Consider the following 16,431-nt stretch of genomic DNA (forward strand, 5'->3'; position numbering starts at 1 on the left):
CGCAAAGGAACAATGCCATGAGCCAGGAAGTAACCGAATCAGCTGATCAAGCCCCGCTCAGGGCCTTGATCATCGTTGATGTTCAGAATGACTTCTGTGAGGGCGGTGCCCTGGGCATCACCGGCGGGGAGGCGGTGGCTACGGCCATTGCCACCGTGGTGCGGGAGCGCGCGGATTCATACTCAGCGGTCCTGGCAACCCAGGATTGGCATATTGATCCGGGGCCGCACTTTTCGCCAACGCCCGACTTCATCAATTCCTGGCCCGAGCACTGCTTGGCCGCTCAGCCGGGAGCGGCACTACATCCGGCAATGGATGAGGTGGCCGGATTGATTGGACAGCGTTTCCGCAAGGGCCACTTTGCCGCCGCGTACTCGGGGTTTGAGGGCCGACTGGCAGCTGCCGACGCGCACGCCGCCGATGAATCCGGTCCACTGCTCGGCGATTGGCTCCGCGAAGCTAACGTCACCGCGGTTGACATCGTGGGTCTGGCCACCGACTACTGCGTGCGGGCCACGGCCTTGGACGCCATCGCTCAGGGATTCGACACCACCGTCATTTCCCAGCTGACAGCCGCCGTCCATGAGGAAAACGCGGCATCGGTGCTTCAAGAATTGCGTGACGCCCGGGTCACGGTCCTCTCCCTGGGCTAGTCAGTTGGGCCCCGGGTAGGCTGCCACTTCCCGTGGCTCGGACACAAAATGCCGCTCACCTGTGGCGCGAGGATCACTTCGTCGCACCACAGGTGAGCGGCATTTGCCGTTTTTCGCTACTTCTTACCGATGAACCAGCCCTGTAGCTTTGCCAGGCGCTTTTGTAGCTGCTCGGCATCGGCTTGGGCGACGGCCGGTCCCCCACAAACCTCACGCAGCTTGGTGTGAATGACCCCGTGCGGGGTGCCGGTCCGGGCACTCCACGCCGAAACGTTTTTCGACAGTGTCGAGCGCATATCCATCAGCGCGCGGTGGTCAACCAACGGAGCGGCCTCCGGCTCCTGCGCCGTCTTGCGCACCTTGCGCCGGGAAACCTGTTCCGCCTGGCGCTGGCGCAATAGCACCCCCACCTGTTCGGCATCCAAGAGCCCGGGAATACCCAGGAAGTCTTCCTCTTCCTCCGAACCCACGGCTCCGCCGGTCCCAAATTCGCCGCCGTCAAAGAGCACCCGGTCGAAGGAGGCGTTGGAATTCAGCGCCTCAAATTTCGCCTTGTTCAGCTCATCGCTGGCCTTTTCCTCGCGGTTGGCCTCGGCAACCAGGGCATCTTCGGGGTTGTAGTCCGGGTCCTGGAAGTGCTTCTCCGGGCGATCCAACGCGTGGTCACGCTCGGTTTCCATCTCGTTGGCCAGAGCCATGAGCACCGGCACCGAGGGCAGGAAGATCGAGGCGACTTCGCCGCGCTTTCGGCTTCGCACATAACGACCCACGGCCTGAGCGAAGAATAGTGGGGTGGAGGTCGACGTGGCGTACACGCCCACGCATAGCCGGGGCACGTCAACACCTTCGGACACCATACGAACGGCGACCATCCAGCGCGAATCCCCGGCGGAGAACGCATCGATCTTCTTGGAAGCACCGGAGTCATCGGAGAGGATGACGGTGACCTTCTCGCCACAAATCTTCTCCAACTGCTCGGCATAGGCACGGGCGTCTTCATGGTCGGTGGCGATGACCAGGGCGCCGGCATCTGGCACGGTGCGGCGCACCTGCGTCAGCCGCTTATCCGCGGCGGCCAGCACCGAGGGGATCCAGTCTCCGGCAGGGTTCAGCGCGGTGCGCCAGGCATTGGCGGTGATGTCCTTGGTGAACCCCTCACCAAGCTGGGCTTCCATTTCCTCACCGGCTGCCGTCTTCCAGCGCATCGAGCCGGAGTAGGCCATGAATAGCACCGGGCGCACCACGTGGTCACGCAGCGCATTGCCATAACCGTAGGTGTAATCGGCCTTGGAGCGGCGGATGCCATCGGGCCCCTCCGCATATTCAACAAAGGGAATCGCTGCGGTGTCGGAGCGGAAGGGGGTACCGGTCAGCGCCAGGCGCCGGGTGGCCGGCTCAAAGGCCTCACGGATGCCTTCGCCCCAACTCAGGGCGTCACCACCGTGGTGGATTTCATCCATGATGACCAGGGTGCGGGCGCCCTCGGTCTTGGCGCGGTGCAGCAGTGGCTTGGAGGCGACCTGCGCATAGGTCAATACGATGCCGATGTAGCCATCGCCATGGCGTCCATCGGAATTCTTGAAGTTCGGGTCCAACGCCAAACCGACGCGACCGGCGGCATCCGACCACTGCTTTTTGAGGTGGTCGGTGGGGGCAACAACGATAATGCGGTTCACCGTTTTGGCGTCGACCAAGACCTTGGCCAGCCGGAGCGCGAAGGTGGTTTTACCTGCCCCGGGTGTTGCCACCGCCATGAAATCGCGCGGGTTGTCGGTGAAGTACTTATCCAGGGCTTCGGCCTGCCAGGCACGCAGCTTGGGACCCGTGCCCCAGGCGGCACGTTCGGGGTACGCGGGAGGAAGACGGTCCTCCATGGGCAGCTTGTCTGCAAGTGAGAACAAGGTATCGGTCATGCATACACCTCCACGGCGCTAAAAACTTTCCCCCTTGCACACAGCTGCGCACAAGGGGGTACTACTGATGAATTGCGTAGTGGAAGCCCTACTTTTTGGGCTTGTCGCCGCCGTTGAAGCCCTCGTAGATTTCCTTGCATTCGGGGCATACGGGGAACTTCTGCGGGTCGCGGCCCGGGATCCAGACCTTTCCGCACAGGGCGATGACGGGGTCGCCGGACAGAGCTGACTCCATGATCTTTTCCTTACGCACATAGTGCGCAAAGCGTTCGTGGTCTCCCGCCTCAACTTCCTGGGCGACCTCGGTGCGCTCGATCGTGGTGGCACCTCCGCCGGAGGTAGTGTGCGGGTCATTGCGGAACGGATCCAGGGGCATGCTCATGTCCACCAGTCTAACAAGGCCGACCCCCTTTGCCAGCAGATCGGCAGCGTGCGGTAGGTCGCATCCATCCAAAGCGCTCTACTTGTTGACCATCACCGCAGCCATGAGCTCCGGGGCGCGCCGATCCATCCAGCGCCCGCCGATGCGGATGCCCAGTACCAACAAAACGCTGCCGATGACGATCCCCACCACACCAGCGAGCCAGCCCAGCAGATCATTTCCGGTGAGGTATTGCGCCAAGCCAAGCCCTGCCGCTGGAGCCAACAGCACGCCCATAACGGAGAAGGTGGCCAGCTGCACCACGGCAATGCGCGCGCCCGCCCCGGGAGGCGTCTTAAAGGGACTCTCCCCCGGCAACGGCACCGAGTAGGTGAAGCGGGCCGAGGCCACGGAGGAAACACCGAGTCCGGTCAGCAGCGCACACAGTGAGATGCCGATGGAGGCCGGCAGCAAGTCGGCGCGGCCCAATAATACGGGCGGCAGGATTGATGCCAGGAGCGTCACCGGAAGTCCGATCACGGCGCAGGCCAGCACGCGACCGGCACGGTCATGAATCCCGCGTACCCCGGAGAGCACATGCAAGGAGAAAGCGGTGGAGTCGTAGGAAACATCGGCGGAAATGGCGAATCCCATCAGCACACCCAGAAGCGGACCGAGCAAAAGCATGAATTCACCGCCACCGTTGAGTCCGGCGCTGAACCAGATCACTACCGGGAGCAGGGGAACCATCACGATGCTGGCCCCGTAACGGGGGTCCTTGAACCAGTAGGTCATGGCCCGAGCGGCTACGGCACCGATGGGCGTGGAGGGAAAAATGTTAAAGGCCCCCATGCCCACGGCCTTGGTGCTGGTCTTGGCCGAACGCGGGGATTCCATGGCCCGATGCAGTGCCCTTTCCCAGGCCCAGATCGCTGCGGCCAGATAGAGCAGGCCCAGCGCCAAGCGGCCCACCGCCAGTGCCGTATTGCCCGTGGCCACGTCACCCGGCACCGCGGCAAAAACCCCCAAGGGAGTCCAACCGAGCACCTGAGCCAGGCGTGGCAGCAAATCCGTCAGGCCGTCGATTCCCTCGGTCACTACCACCAGCAACGGACCGAGCAGCATCAGAGGAATGATCACCACGATTCCCGCGACATCTTTGAAGCGTCGCGATCCGGTGAGCTGCGCCATGGTGGTGGTGGTCAATCTGGCCAGCACCAGGCAAAACATCGCCGCTAGCACCCCGCACAAGAGGCCAGCGAGCAGCGTGAAGAGTTCTGCGCGCCAGGCGAGGAACTGGCCACTGAGCACCAGCAGCGTCAGTAGTCCGGGGATCCCGATGAATCCAGACAGCAAGAGACCGATGGCCAACTGGGGCCGCGACATCGCGAAGGTCGTGAACCGTGCCGGATCCAAGGTCAGGTCAACACCGAAGGCTACCAGTGGGATCAGCGCCCAGCCGAGAGTGATGGCCGAGACGGCCAATACCAAGACCATCGAAATGAAGGTGGCCTCCCGATCGACCAAAAATGCCATGGCGGAGACCAGCATGCCAATCACGCCCAGGGCATAAAGTCCGGCGAGAATCACGCCAACCAGTTGCCAGGGGCTGCGCCGGAAGGAGTTGCCTAAGAGTAGGAGCTTGAGTTTTAGGAGGTATGCAACCATGAGAGCCCCTCGTTGTTGCCGCGGCCGCCGACCAGATCCACAAATCTGTCTTCCAGGCTCATCCCCGCGCGCACCTCGTCGACGCTGCCGGCAGCCAGCAGGTTGCCGTTGGCGATGACAGCTACGTGGCTACACATGCGCTGAACCAGATCCATGACGTGGGAGGAGACGATGACGGTTCCGCCGTGGGCGACATAGTCGGCGAGAATCCCACGAATGTTGGCCGCCGAGACGGGGTCCACCGCTTCGAAGGGTTCATCGAGGACCAGCAACCTCGGGGAATGGATCAGGGCCGTGGCCAGGGCGATTTTTTTGGTCATGCCGGCGGAATAGTCGACGACCAATTTGCTGCCGGCATCTTCAAGGTCCAGCACGCGCAAGAGATCTTCGGTACGTTCATCCACCGTGGCTCGGTCCATGCCACGCAGCAGCCCAGCATAGGTCACCAGTTGGCGCCCCGACAGCCTGTCGAAGAGCCGCACGCCGTCCGCCAGCACACCCAGCGCCGCCTTGGCCTTGAGCGGTTGCGCCCACACATCGATGCCGTGAACCCAGATCTGCCCGGCATCCGGGCGCATCAGGCCGGTGGCCATTGACAACGTGGTGGTTTTTCCCGCTCCGTTGGGGCCCACCAGGCCAAAAAATGATCCGGTCGGAACATCGAGAGAAATGCCGTTAACGGCAACTTTTGCACCGAACCGCTTCCCGAGCTCACGGATCGACAGGGCTGGTGCACCAGGATCTAGGTAAGAGTTGCTCATGCCAATGAAATTAGCAGTCGGCACATGGTTTCGCCGTCATCCCTGCGGACTAATTCGTTTGTCGCCACACGCGAGGGAAGCACCCAAAGGACCCCGGTTGCGCAGCAGGTATAGCCCGGCGTGGTCCCTGGCCGCGCCAAACTCCACGGGTTTCGGCCAGCTCGGCCGAGCGGTGTAAGAGAGTCCCCTGTCAGCACGGCACCTGTGACAGGCACCAAGTGGCAAAACTTATGGGAGACAACTCGCGGTGTTGCGAGCTGCCTCCCATCGGTTGTGTGCGGCGGGTCCTGCCGCCGAGAATATCTAGAACAGAACGCGGGCCAGCTTCTGACGCGAGGCCACAACGCGCGGATCGCCCACACCCACCACCGAATACAGTTCAACGAGGCGTGCGCGGGCCGCTTCCTTTTCGTCCCCAACATTGCGACCGATGAAGGCTACCAACCGCGCAAAGGCGTCTTCGACGTGGCCACCCACCAGATCCATGTCCGCAACATCCAACTGTCCGGCCAGATCATCGGGGTTAGCTGCCCCGGCGCTGCGGACCTGGGCCAGGTCTTTACCCTCGGTGCGGATCAGCAGACGGACCTGGTTCAGGCCGATGGAGGCTTCATTGTCATTCGGCTTTTCGTTCAGCGCCTGCTTATAGGCGTTCTCGGCACCAATCAGGTCCCCGGCTTCCAGCGCGTCAAGAGCTGCCTGATGCAGTGGGGGCAGTGCCACCGGTGCCGCCGTGGCAGCCGTGGTTCCCAGCGGCGGGATGGTTCCGGCGACCCCATGCTGCACGCCCAGGGACATCAGTTCGTCGATCAGTGACTGGATCTGCGCTTGTTCGGCACCACCCTGGAAGAGGGGAACGGGCTGGCCATTGATCAGTGCGACAACCGCGGGCACCTGGGTGAGCTGGAACGCCTGCGCAATGGCGGGTTCCTTTTCCGCATCCACAGTTGCCAGCGCCAGCGCGCCGCCCTTGGCATCGACCAGCGTTGCCAACAGTCCGTCTAGTTGCACGGAACCCGGCGAACGTGGGTTACCGAGAGAAACGATGACCGGAACTTGGTTGGACAGGGCAACAATTTCCGGGAAGAGCGCCTGATCAACGGCGCGGACCCAGGTGGGTGCGCCCTCGGCGATCGGTGCGGCAGGCTCGGGCGTTGCTGCCTTGAGGGCAGCCAGATCAATGGCGCCGCGGGAGGACGGAGGCGTGGGTTCAGGCATGCTGGTGGTCATCCCTCTACTTTAGGCCCGCACGGGCCACGAGGAAAACTCGTACGCTGCCCGCTGACAAGCTGAGCCGAGGCACCCCGGGCGCACGGCACAAAAAGGCGTGGTGGCCTTCGGTACGGGTTCCGTTCCCCTTACCAATTGCCACCACGCCATTTCTTCGCTGGCTCCTCGATCCGACCTGTGGGGTGACCCGCTGATCGATCAAGGCGCCACTGGTACTACTTCAGGAGCTTCGCACCCTTGGTAATGACCTCGGCAGCGACCACCGAGACCTTGTCCTTTGAATCGGCTGCCGGGATGTAAACAAGCATCGGCTCGCCGTAGGTAATCTCGATGCCCTTCTTGGTGTCCTTGGCATCAACGATCTTCGAGGTCACCGCGTCAAGGCCGATGGTACCGCCGTCTTCCTTCGGCTTCGCGGTGGTCACCGAGGTGAAGTTACCCGATACCAAGGCGCCACCGTCTGGGGTGGAAATCACGACGGTATCGTTGTTGTTTACCGTGCGCTTGAAGCTGATCTTTCCGTCCTTGTTGCCGCTGACCAAGGCGTTCTGGTCCTTGGTGTTCAGCGTCAGGAAGGCGTTCTCGGCGAAGTTGTCGGCGTATTTAGACTTCTCATCGTCCATGAATTCGGCCAGACGGGTGAGCGCCGTTTTTGGCGTCATCTTCAGATCCTTGGCATCATCCTTCAGCGACTTCACCGATGGATCACCCACACCGATGCCTGGGAACGTGGATCCGGGCAGCATCTGGGTGGCGAAGGCGACCTGGTAGTTATCGCGCGCGCTCTTCTGGGTCAACGTGATGACGCTCGGGATCGTTGAAGCGGCCGAGTCCTTGGCGGTGACCACCATGATGGAGCGCGGGAAGTGAGCGCCGTCGTCGGTGGGGACTGCCGCGGAGCGAATCACCGTGGTGTCGATGGCGGAGGGGCCATCAATCTTCACTCCGTCGTTGCGCAGCTTGTAGTTTTGCGTGCGCAGGGTCTTCAGAGCCGCGGTGGTGCGGTCATCAAGGTCAGCAGCCTTCTTGGACTTATCGGCCTTCGCCACGGAGGTAGAGACCTCACCGAGAATTCGCTCGAGCTGATCCTGGAGGACCACCGGGTAAACCTCGGGTGCTTCCTCGCTGGGTGTGGCCGCGGCGCTTACGGACGACGAAGCGCTCTCGGAAGGGGTGGCGCTGGCGGCCATGGCCGGACCGGCGGGAAGGATGGCGAGGGACAGAACCGATGCTGCGGCAACCATCTTCGCCACGGTGTTCGGAGAACCGGGTTCGTTCTTCGGCTTGATTGGTGTTTCGGTGACGCCGGCAGCCGCGGTGGGAAGCGAACCGGTGGCCGTGGCCGCCGCGGTGTCAACGGAACGACGTCCGCCACCGGTGGAGCCGCCACGAGGCGCGGTACGTACAGCGGCCAGAGCGATACCAATGATCAGGAGCAGCGCACCGGAAATGATCAGTGGCATCGAGAACGGGGTGGCGGTGTCGCCGGGCCACGAGGCCGTGATCTGCGTCGGCGCTGCGGCCTTGCCATCGGCGGCCAGCAGCAGCGTCCACGAACCCGCATCGGGGTTGGTCCAGCGGTAGCTCATCGTCTTGTCTGCGTTTTCCGTGCTCTGAACGATATCTGCCTTGGCCGGGTTCGGGACCGTGGCTTCACCGGTCTTCGAGCTGACGTCGAATTCCATGGTCTCGGCGTTGATACCACTGATGCTGGTGTGAGCTGCCTTGCCCACCCATGCCTGTGCATCGGCCGAACGCACCAGCGAGGCAGTGAATTTGCCATCGGAGGTGATGGTGATATCCGTCGGGTGAGCCCCCACGGAACCGATCCCTGCCTCGAGGAGGGTGACGGGGGCATCGGCCGGAGCCGCGGCAACGGAAGCGGTCAGCGTCTCGGGCGGAGCCCAAATAGTACGCTGACCGATCCCTGCCACCAGGGCAGCCAGCCCAAGAATGATAGCGATCGCTGAAAAGATCTTTCGCACAATTACACCTAACGGAAGGGGGGGTCGAAATTCGGCCACTGCTACACCTGCCGCAGCCAAAACCACGGCGAGCACGTTTCAAGTCTAACGAGTGTGACCGATTTCGGGTTCCTAGATGTGCGTAGTAACACGCCCGGAGGGGACGTGTCCTTCACCATGTCCGCAACCTACGGCTCCGCGACGAAAGAATGGTGCCAGCTGGTCCCCGGCGTACTAGTCTCGAATTTGTGACTACTCAAGACGGGAATAACAACAAGGACGGGACCACCACTGGCGCGCCGCAAGCCGCCGGTTCGCCGGTTCCCGAACACAACGAATCCGCGATGGCGAATACTAACCCCGAGTCGGCTGTGCACAGTGCCCCCCAGCGCTGGTGGCGCCGTGTATTGGGTACCGCCCAACACACTCTCGATACTCGGATCAAGCCACCGGCGAACTTCGGCTTCCCGCCAGTTCCCACCCCCGGCCAGGCCCAGACCGATGCCGATTTATCAGCTGCCCCGGCGACCCACCCCATCGCCTTCGGCTTCCTCTTTACCGTGGGTGTGGGCCTAGCTCTGCTGGGCTTCTTCCTCCTGACCAATGTGGGCTCACTGGTCATCTGGATCGCGATTGCGCTCTTTATTGCGCTGGGGCTCGATCCCATCGTGCGCTTCCTGGTCACCCGCGGCATCACCCGGACCGTCGGAGTATTGATCACGATGGTGGCGCTGCTGGGCTCGGTGGCCGGTTTCATCTCCAGCATCATCCCCACACTCACCGAGCAAACCTCGCAGTTCATCGAGCGTGCCCCAAAAATCGTTGACGACTTCCTGAAGTCGGAATTTTTTGTCACCCTCGATGCGCAATATCAGCTCTCGGATCGCATCAGCCTGGAGATTGGTAAGTTCTTCTCCGACTCCGGCGCCGTTGGCGGAATCTTTGGCGGTGTGCTGGGGGTGGGCACGGTCATCGCCCAGGGCATGTTTGGGGTGCTGATCGTGCTGGTGCTGGCCATCTACTTCCTGGCCTCATTACCGGCACTCAAGACCTTCGCCTACCGCTTGGCCCCGTATTCGCGCCGCGCCCGGGTGGAGGAGCTGGGCGATACCATCATGCATTCGGTGGGTAACTACGTCATCGGGCAGGCCTTTGTGGCACTGCTTAATGCGGCCATCGCACTGATCTTGATGAGTATTCTGCATGTGCCCTTTGCGGCCCTGCTCACCGTGTTGGTCGCCATGCTGGCCTTCATCCCGCTGGTTGGAGCGGTGACCGCCGGGATCCTCGTCTCGCTGATTTCTCTGACCCTGGGCTGGCAGACCGCTGCCATCTACGCCATCTGCTACTTCGGTTACCTGCAGATCGAGGCGTACTTCATCTCCCCACGGGTGATGCAAAAGGCTGTCTCGGTACCGGGTGCCGTGGCGGTGATCGCCGTGATCGCCGGCGGCTCACTGCTGGGCGTGGTGGGAGCGCTGATGGCGATTCCCGTTGCCGCGGCCATCATGTTGATTCTGCGCGAGGTCTTTATTGTCAGGCAAGACCAGCGCTAGTAGCGGTAGGAGCGCGAATCCCAGCACTTGGGGTGCCAGTGGCGGCGCGCAGCGGCCGAGGCATCGTCTCCGGACCAGTGATCTGCCCGCCAGGCCACCAGGTGTTCGGTCCCGGGGCCGATGGTCCGCCCACAGCCGGGGCAGGTGTAGGTCTTGGCCGCACCCACCGAAGAGATGCGACGCACGTGCCACTGCCCGTCCGGAGCGTCCTGCAGCCGCTGAACCCCATAACGAGCCTTTTCCAGCCACGGCTCCTGAGCATCGTCCACCGGTCTCGTCCATTTATTGACCCGGCCAGATCGGGGCGCGGGTGCGGAGGAACGGGAGGGACGATTGGAGCGGGCCATGTCTCAATTCTGCCCCACATCATCGCTGACCCCCAGCCGGGACGCGATGGCACCACCCGCGTGCCCCTCCCCGCGTGGTGAGCGGCACATCCGCTCGGAGCGATGCACGAAACCCGGTAGAGTGCACTCTGTGCGTTTAGTGATTGCCAAGTGTTCAGTTGATTATGAGGGCCGTTTGCGAGCCCATCTCCCCCTAGCGACCCGCCTGTTAATGGTGAAGGCCGATGGCTCGGTGTTGGTGCATTCCGACGGCGGTAGCTACAAACCGCTGAACTGGATGAGTCCCCCGGCGGTAATGCGTGTGGTGGCTCCCGATGAAGAGCAGGCCGCGGAGGGCGATGTGGAACTCTGGCACGTTGCCCACCAGAAGTCCGATGACCGTCTGGTGGTGCACATCAAGGAGTTCATCCACGACTCCCAGCACAACCTGGGCATCGACCCTGGCCTGATTAAGGACGGCGTCGAGGGAGATCTGCAGCGGCTACTGGCCGACCAGATCGAGACGGTTGGCGCCGGCTACACCATGATCCGCCGCGAATACATGACGGCCATTGGCCCGGTCGACATCCTCGCCCGGGACGCGGCTGGCGCGACGGTCGCCATTGAACTGAAGCGCAATGGCGACATCGACGGCGTTGAGCAGCTCACCCGCTACCTCGAATTGCTCAATCGCGACCCGTTGTTACGCCCGGTGCGCGGAATCTTCGCCGCCCAAAAAATTAAGCCACAGGCCCGCACGCTGGCCACCGACCGTGGCATCGACTGCCTGATTCTTGATTACGATGCCATGCGCGGCGTCGATGATGTGGCGGCACGACTCTTCTAGCGTTAGCGCGGCCCTTCGTGTCGCTCGGGACATTTCGGCGCACCCCGGCCGCGCTGCCGCATGTCGGCCGATCCCGTCGGTTCGAAGCGGCCGGGCGCATTTGCGCGGAGCGGCACGATGATGACTTGGCTCACCACAACCTAGACTGGGTTGCATGACTGCCACTTCTGCACCGCATCGCTACGCACTGACCGGCCGACTCCTCTCCCCCGGGCTCGACATCGACCGCGGCATCATTGCCGTTGAGGGCCATCGGATTGCCTTCGCCGGTGATGAGCACGAGTTTTCTTTCGTGGATGGCGCTGCCGAGTTTGAACTGCGCGAAAGCCCGGAGGGAACCATCATCATCCCCGGCCTGATTGATCTGCACTGTCACGGCGCCGCAGGTGGAGATTTTCCCTCCGGTGACCCCATCGCCATTCAGCGGGCCATCGAGCACCTGCATCGCTCCGGCACCACCACCTTCCTGGCCTCACTGGTGACGGCCAATCGGGCGGACATGCTCGGCGCGGCAACGGTCCTAGCCGAATTCGCCCAGCGCGGAGATATTGCCGGCATCCACTCCGAGGGCCCCTTCCTTTCCACCGCCCGTTGCGGCGCTCAAGATCCTGCGTTCCTCTCGAATCCGGATGCTGACTTTGTTGACGAGTTGATCAACGCGTCGGCGGGCCAGTTGCGCACCATGACGTACGCGCCGGAACTTGAAGGCTCCGATGCCCTGCTGGAGCAGCTGGTGTCCCAGGGCGTTGTCCCCTCGCTGGGCCATACCGATGCCGATGCCCCCACGACCACCGCATCCCTCGATCTTGCCCGGGAAGAATTGGCCAGTGCCGGAGTCGACGGATTCACCGAGCGCCCCACTGTCACTCACCTCTTTAACGGCATGCCCTCCCTGCACCACCGCGCTCCCGGTCCCGTGGCCGCATGTCTGGAGCTGGCCGCAGCGGGCAAGATCATCGTTGAGCTCGTTGCCGACGGCGTGCACCTGGACCCGGTCACGGTGCGCACGGTCTTCAACCTCGTGGGAGCCGAATCCATCGCCCTGGTCACCGACTCGATGGCTGCCACCGGCCTAGCCGATGGCGATTACACTTTGGGCCCGGCCGATGTCACGGTGTCCGGGGGTGAGGCACGCTTGAGTTCCAATGGGTCTCTGGCCGGCGGCACCGCCAGCATGCTTGAGGTGCTACGTGCCGTGGTGGATTCGGGTGTTGATCTGCGTGATGCGCTGATCTCCGCTACCAAGGTTCCGGCCAGCGTTCTGGGACTCATTGACGAGGCAGGGGAACTCCACCAAGGCTTTGTGGCTGATTTGCTGGTCCTTGATCACAAGTTGGCTTTGCAGCAAGTCATTCGCAACGGCGAAAACATTTTTAACATTTCTGCGTAACCACGGGCCGTTGGGTGTTGACCCTAGTCACGGGTGTGTGTGATGCTTGACTCAGTCTTTGTGTTGGTTAGTCATACCCGCCAAAGCAGTGCTGCGGGTGTGAAGTGACCATGGCGGGGTCAGACCCACGTCAGTGATCTTCTCACTTGAGTACCACCCCATGGCAGTTGCACAGTGCAGCGGTCAGATTTTCGCACTAAATGAGGAGATATACATGGCTCAGGGAACCGTGAAGTGGTTTAACGCCGAAAAGGGATTCGGTTTCATCACTCCGGATGGCGCCGAGGCAGACGTTTTCGTGCACTACTCGGAAATCCAGACCAACGGATTCCGCACTCTGGAAGAAAACCAGCGTGTTGAATTCGAAGTTGGCCAGGGTGCCAAGGGCCCGCAGGCGACCGGCGTTGTCGGTCTCTAGGACTTCACAGACTCTTTGAACATTCCCTCGAGGGAGTCCCGTATCGCTTAGCGCAACGGATTTTCTCGGGTGGTAACGCTAGAAGAAACACTAAAAGCATGGGGCGGGATGATAAAAATCATCCCGCCCCATGCTTTTGTGTTGCTTAGTCCTGCCGCCAGGTGCCAACGCCCGCAACGGGGCCAGCCTCTAGCCAGGCCGAAAGGCCGTTATAGGTCTGGTAGTCCATGGCCACCAAGATTTCTCGGCTTTCATAGCTCAACATCACGATGACGCTTCCGGGCTGCACCTGGTGCATCTCCGCGTCTGCAGGTCGCCGCCAGCCGTTAAGCCGGATCGAGCTGCGTCGGAATCTTTGCACGGGAAGCGGGGAAACCGAAAAGAGCTTGAGAAACTCAAGCTCTCCGGCCCCATACCGTGCAATCGCCGTCACCCACTTCCCGGGGGAAGTGGAGATGGAGGCGTCAAAAGTGCCAAGAGTGCGCCGCAACTGAATGCGGCGCACTCCCATGGCACCCAAGAACATCACCACAAGCAGCAGAGCTGCCAACACGATGAGTACAGGAATGCCGAGTTCGTTCAAGGCAGGATCTATCGATTCCCTGCCGGTACGGAACCAGCCATGACGGCATTGTCCGCTACGATCACCACACGGTCGGTGTCAACGGAGAAGAACCCGCCATCAACCTGGACCGAGAACCGGGAACCGGAAATCGGATCGATTTCAAGATCGCCGGCAGCTAGAACGGCCAACATCGGTACGTGGCCGGGAAGAATCCCGATCTCGCCGCTGGTGGTGCGTCCCTTGACCAGTTTCGCCGCACCCGACCACACGAAGTGGTCGGCCGCAACGATTTCGACTTGGAGTTCGCTCATGTTTAGCGCGTCGACTTCTGGATGTCGGCCCACTGGCGCTCAACGTCGTCCATGCCGCCGATGTTGAAGAATGCCTGTTCGGCAATGTGGTCAACGTCGCCGTTGCAGATCGCGTTGAAGCCCTCGATGGTGTCCTTGATGGCAACCGTCGAGCCCTCGACACCGGTGAACTGCTTAGCAGTGTAGGTGTTCTGGGAAAGGAACTGCTGGATGCGACGTGCACGCGAAACAACAATCTTATCTTCTTCACCGAGTTCGTCGATGCCGAGGATAGCAATGATGTCCTGCAGTTCCTTGTTCTTCTGAAGGATCTGCTTAACACGAACCGCGGTGTTGTAGTGGTCGTGACCAACGTACTGCGGGTCAAGGATTCGCGACGTGGACGTCAGCGGATCGATGGCCGGGTACAGACCACGAGAAGCGATTTCACGGGAAAGTTCCGTGGTCGCGTCCAAGTGGGCGAAGGTCGCGGCCGGGGCCGGGTCCGTGTAGTCATCGGCAGGCACGTAAACGGCCTGCATCGAGGTGATCGAGTGACCCTTGGTCGAGGTGATGCGCTCCTGAAGGAGACCCATCTCATCGGCGAGGTTCGGCTGGTAACCAACGGCCGAAGGCATGCGGCCCAGAAGGGTCGACACCTCGGAACCGGCCTGGGTGAAGCGGAAGATGTTGTCAATGAAGAGCAACACGTCCTGGTTCTGAACATCGCGGAAGTACTCAGCCATGGTCAGTGCCGACAGGGCCACGCGAAGACGCGTTCCTGGTGGCTCATCCATCTGGCCGAACACCAAGGCGGTGTCCTTCAGAACGTTGGCTTCTTCCATTTCAACCCAGAGGTCATTACCTTCACGGGTGCGCTCGCCAACACCGGCGAATACCGAGGTACCACCGAAGTTACGTGCAACACGGGTGATCATTTCCTGGATCAACACGGTCTTACCAACGCCGGCGCCGCCGAACAGACCAATCTTGCCGCCCTTGATGTAAGGGGTCAAAAGGTCAATCGACTTGATGCCGGTTTCCAGCATTTCGGTCGAACCCTCAAGGCTTGCGAATGCAGGTGCCTTGCGGTGAATCGGCCAACGCTCGGTGATCTGGAGTTCCGAAGCTGCAATGTCGAGGGGTTCGCCCAAGACGTTGAAGATGTGACCCTTGACGACATCGCCAACGGGTACGGAAATCGGTGCACCGGAATCGACTACCTGGGTACCGCGGACAAGTCCGTCGGTGGCCTGCAGGGAGATCGCGCGAACCATTGAGTCACCGAGGTGCTGGCTGGTTTCGAAGGTGATGGTGGTGGTCTTGCCGTTGAGGGTAATCTCAGCGGAAAGAGCATTGTAAATAGCGGGCAGGGAGTCGGCGGGGAATTCAACGTCGACAACCGGGCCGATAACGCGTGCAATACGACCGATAGCACCGGTCGAAGCAGCGGTACCCTGCTCGTGGAGTTGGGCAGTCATCTCTCTCTCACTTCACTTGTGTAGATGGCGTGGATGTAAGTCTGGTTAGGAAAATTCCGTTAGCCGTTCAGCGCGTCGGCGCCGGCAACAATTTCGGAAAGTTCCTGAGTAACCTCGGCCTGGCGGGCGTTGTTACGAAGACGCGTGTACTTCTTGATCAGTTCGTTGGCGTTGTCGCCAGCGGACTTCATGGCACGCTGGCGGTGTGCGAGCTCGGAAGCTGCAGCCTGCAACATGGCATTGAAGATACGCGATTCGATGTACCGCGGGAGAAGTGCATCAAGCACCTGCTCCGGCTCCGGCTCGTATTCGTACTGCGGCAACAGCTCGTCGGCAGGAGTCTCAGACTCCTCCTCGACAACCTCAAGCGGCAGCAAACGAATGACCGTCGGTTCCTGAACGACCATCGACTTGAACTGAGAGAAAACAACGTGGATTTCGTCCACGCCTCCCAGCTCGAAATCATCGGCGAAGTCCTTGAGCAGGACTTCGCGCAATTCGCGTGCGGTCTCAAACTCCGGGGCGTCGGTTCCACCGGTCCACACCTTCGCGAAGTCGCGTCCACGGAAGTCGAAGTACGCCTGAGCCTTGCGGCCGACCAGGTAGGTCTTGACGTCCTTGCCTTCTGAGTGGAGCAGTTCTGCGAGGTGCTCTGCCTGCTTCAAGACGCTGGCGGAGTAGGAACCGGCGAGTCCGCGGTCCGAGGTCAAAACCAAGACCGCCGCGCGACGGATTGACTCCGGCTCGGTGGTCAGTGGGTGATCAACCTCTGACTGTGACGCGACGGCAGTAACAGCACGGGTAATCGCATTGGCGTACGGCAGCGATGCCGAGACACGCGCGCGTGCCTTGCCAATACGGGAAGAGGCGATCAGTTCCATCGCCTTGAAGATCTTGCGCATCGACGAGGTCGAAGCAATCTTCTGGCGGTAGACCCGAATCTGGGCTCCCATGTTTGTCCTTTCCTTATCCCTTTGTAGAGGTTGCCGCGCCGCGCGAGGTGGCGCG

The 16,431-nt window shown here is 61.5% G+C and carries 16 protein-coding genes; 5 read left to right on the forward strand and 11 right to left on the reverse strand.

All coding sequences use genetic code 11. The features are described 5' to 3' along the window. Window positions 1-17 precede the first annotated feature (17 nt). Window positions 18-653 carry an isochorismatase family protein gene (locus tag KUF55_RS11195; RefSeq protein ID WP_218816698.1) on the forward strand — a complete coding sequence of 212 codons (636 nt, stop codon included), beginning with the start codon at window positions 18-20 and terminating at the stop codon, window positions 651-653. A 116-nt stretch (window positions 654-769) separates the two neighbouring features. Here the strand turns inward: KUF55_RS11195 and KUF55_RS11200 are convergent, their stop codons facing one another. From KUF55_RS11200 to KUF55_RS11225, 6 genes are all read right to left on the reverse strand, one after another. Next, entirely contained in the window at window positions 770-2,566 is a 1,797-nt protein-coding gene (locus tag KUF55_RS11200; RefSeq protein ID WP_218816699.1) for a DEAD/DEAH box helicase, read from the reverse strand. Between the two features lie 88 nt (window positions 2,567-2,654). Then, entirely contained in the window at window positions 2,655-2,948 is a 294-nt protein-coding gene (locus KUF55_RS11205; RefSeq protein WP_168151372.1) for a DUF3039 domain-containing protein, read from the reverse strand. 78 nt (window positions 2,949-3,026) lie between these two features. Further along, the gene (locus KUF55_RS11210; RefSeq protein ID WP_218816700.1) at window positions 3,027-4,595 is read right to left on the reverse strand and encodes a transporter; all 1,569 of its coding nucleotides are present in this window, start codon (window positions 4,593-4,595) and stop codon (window positions 3,027-3,029) included. Then, window positions 4,577-5,356 (reverse strand): ABC transporter ATP-binding protein, encoded by a 780-nt coding sequence (locus tag KUF55_RS11215; RefSeq protein WP_132358308.1) that lies wholly within the window; start codon window positions 5,354-5,356, stop codon window positions 4,577-4,579. The genes KUF55_RS11210 and KUF55_RS11215 overlap by 19 nt, the downstream gene beginning before the upstream one ends. A gap of 303 nt (window positions 5,357-5,659) precedes the next feature. Further along, window positions 5,660-6,574, reverse strand: coding sequence for a tetratricopeptide repeat protein (locus tag KUF55_RS11220; RefSeq protein ID WP_132358310.1), 915 nt, complete (start codon window positions 6,572-6,574; stop codon window positions 5,660-5,662). A gap of 227 nt (window positions 6,575-6,801) precedes the next feature. Further along, on the reverse strand, window positions 6,802-8,571 hold the full coding sequence (locus KUF55_RS11225) for a hypothetical protein (protein ID WP_218816701.1): 1,770 nt from the start codon (window positions 8,569-8,571) through the stop codon (window positions 6,802-6,804). Window positions 8,572-8,798: 227 nt separating this feature from the next. Between KUF55_RS11225 and KUF55_RS11230 the strand changes: the two genes are divergently transcribed. Further along, window positions 8,799-10,106 (forward strand): AI-2E family transporter, encoded by a 1,308-nt coding sequence (locus KUF55_RS11230; RefSeq protein ID WP_255556987.1) that lies wholly within the window; start codon window positions 8,799-8,801, stop codon window positions 10,104-10,106. Here the strand turns inward: KUF55_RS11230 and KUF55_RS11235 are convergent. After that, on the reverse strand, window positions 10,103-10,453 hold the full coding sequence (locus KUF55_RS11235) for a hypothetical protein (RefSeq protein WP_218816703.1): 351 nt from the start codon (window positions 10,451-10,453) through the stop codon (window positions 10,103-10,105). The two genes, KUF55_RS11230 and KUF55_RS11235, sit on opposite strands and share 4 nt — an antisense overlap. Window positions 10,454-10,583: 130 nt before the next feature. On the opposite strand from KUF55_RS11235, the gene nucS reads away from it, so the two are divergent. The 3 genes from nucS to KUF55_RS11250 all read left to right on the forward strand — a co-directional run bounded on the left by nucS (window position 10,584) and on the right by KUF55_RS11250 (window position 13,087). Then, complete coding sequence (gene nucS, locus KUF55_RS11240; RefSeq protein ID WP_132358316.1) at window positions 10,584-11,279, forward strand: endonuclease NucS; 696 nt, start codon at window positions 10,584-10,586, stop codon at window positions 11,277-11,279. A gap of 154 nt (window positions 11,280-11,433) precedes the next feature. Beyond that, window positions 11,434-12,669: an N-acetylglucosamine-6-phosphate deacetylase gene (locus tag KUF55_RS11245; RefSeq protein WP_218816704.1), complete on the forward strand. Its 1,236-nt coding sequence runs from the start codon at window positions 11,434-11,436 to the stop codon at window positions 12,667-12,669. Between the two features lie 214 nt (window positions 12,670-12,883). After that, window positions 12,884-13,087: a cold-shock protein gene (locus KUF55_RS11250; protein WP_068735141.1), complete on the forward strand. Its 204-nt coding sequence runs from the start codon at window positions 12,884-12,886 to the stop codon at window positions 13,085-13,087. Between the two features lie 145 nt (window positions 13,088-13,232). Here KUF55_RS11250 and KUF55_RS11255 read toward each other — a convergent pair whose 3' ends face one another. Genes KUF55_RS11255 through KUF55_RS11270 form a run of 4 tightly spaced genes read right to left on the reverse strand, consistent with a single transcriptional unit; the run spans window position 13,233 to window position 16,376 of the window. Further along, window positions 13,233-13,670, reverse strand: a complete 438-nt coding sequence (locus tag KUF55_RS11255) for a DUF2550 domain-containing protein (protein ID WP_255556989.1) — start codon at window positions 13,668-13,670, stop codon at window positions 13,233-13,235. 8 nt (window positions 13,671-13,678) lie between these two features. Next, on the reverse strand, window positions 13,679-13,963 hold the full coding sequence (locus tag KUF55_RS11260; RefSeq protein ID WP_132358320.1) for a F0F1 ATP synthase subunit epsilon: 285 nt from the start codon (window positions 13,961-13,963) through the stop codon (window positions 13,679-13,681). Between the two features lie 2 nt (window positions 13,964-13,965). Then, entirely contained in the window at window positions 13,966-15,423 is a 1,458-nt protein-coding gene (gene atpD / locus KUF55_RS11265) for a F0F1 ATP synthase subunit beta (RefSeq protein ID WP_132358322.1), read from the reverse strand. Between the two features lie 59 nt (window positions 15,424-15,482). Then, window positions 15,483-16,376, reverse strand: a complete 894-nt coding sequence (locus tag KUF55_RS11270) for a F0F1 ATP synthase subunit gamma (protein ID WP_132358324.1) — start codon at window positions 16,374-16,376, stop codon at window positions 15,483-15,485. Window positions 16,377-16,431: the final 55 nt, after the last annotated feature.

Source organism: Paeniglutamicibacter sp. Y32M11 (genome assembly GCF_019285735.1).
Taxonomy (GTDB): Bacteria; Actinomycetota; Actinomycetes; order Actinomycetales; family Micrococcaceae; genus Paeniglutamicibacter.

What these genes read in the sequence shown, in the direction of transcription:
- KUF55_RS11220 (WP_132358310.1), bottom strand. Translation starts at nt 6,574, where the DNA reads ATGCCTGAACCCACGCCTCCGTCCTCCCGCGGCGCCATTGATCTGGCT.
- KUF55_RS11200 (WP_218816699.1), bottom strand. Translation starts at nt 2,566, where the DNA reads ATGACCGATACCTTGTTCTCACTTGCAGACAAGCTGCCCATGGAGGAC.
- KUF55_RS11260 (WP_132358320.1), bottom strand. Translation starts at nt 13,963, where the DNA reads ATGAGCGAACTCCAAGTCGAAATCGTTGCGGCCGACCACTTCGTGTGG.
- KUF55_RS11235 (WP_218816703.1), bottom strand. Translation starts at nt 10,453, where the DNA reads ATGGCCCGCTCCAATCGTCCCTCCCGTTCCTCCGCACCCGCGCCCCGA.
- atpD (WP_132358322.1), bottom strand. Translation starts at nt 15,423, where the DNA reads ATGACTGCCCAACTCCACGAGCAGGGTACCGCTGCTTCGACCGGTGCT.
- KUF55_RS11205 (WP_168151372.1), bottom strand. Translation starts at nt 2,948, where the DNA reads ATGAGCATGCCCCTGGATCCGTTCCGCAATGACCCGCACACTACCTCC.
- KUF55_RS11210 (WP_218816700.1), bottom strand. Translation starts at nt 4,595, where the DNA reads ATGGTTGCATACCTCCTAAAACTCAAGCTCCTACTCTTAGGCAACTCC.
- KUF55_RS11250 (WP_068735141.1), top strand. Translation starts at nt 12,884, where the DNA reads ATGGCTCAGGGAACCGTGAAGTGGTTTAACGCCGAAAAGGGATTCGGT.
- KUF55_RS11270 (WP_132358324.1), bottom strand. Translation starts at nt 16,376, where the DNA reads ATGGGAGCCCAGATTCGGGTCTACCGCCAGAAGATTGCTTCGACCTCG.
- KUF55_RS11215 (WP_132358308.1), bottom strand. Translation starts at nt 5,356, where the DNA reads ATGAGCAACTCTTACCTAGATCCTGGTGCACCAGCCCTGTCGATCCGT.
- KUF55_RS11195 (WP_218816698.1), top strand. Translation starts at nt 18, where the DNA reads ATGAGCCAGGAAGTAACCGAATCAGCTGATCAAGCCCCGCTCAGGGCC.
- KUF55_RS11245 (WP_218816704.1), top strand. Translation starts at nt 11,434, where the DNA reads ATGACTGCCACTTCTGCACCGCATCGCTACGCACTGACCGGCCGACTC.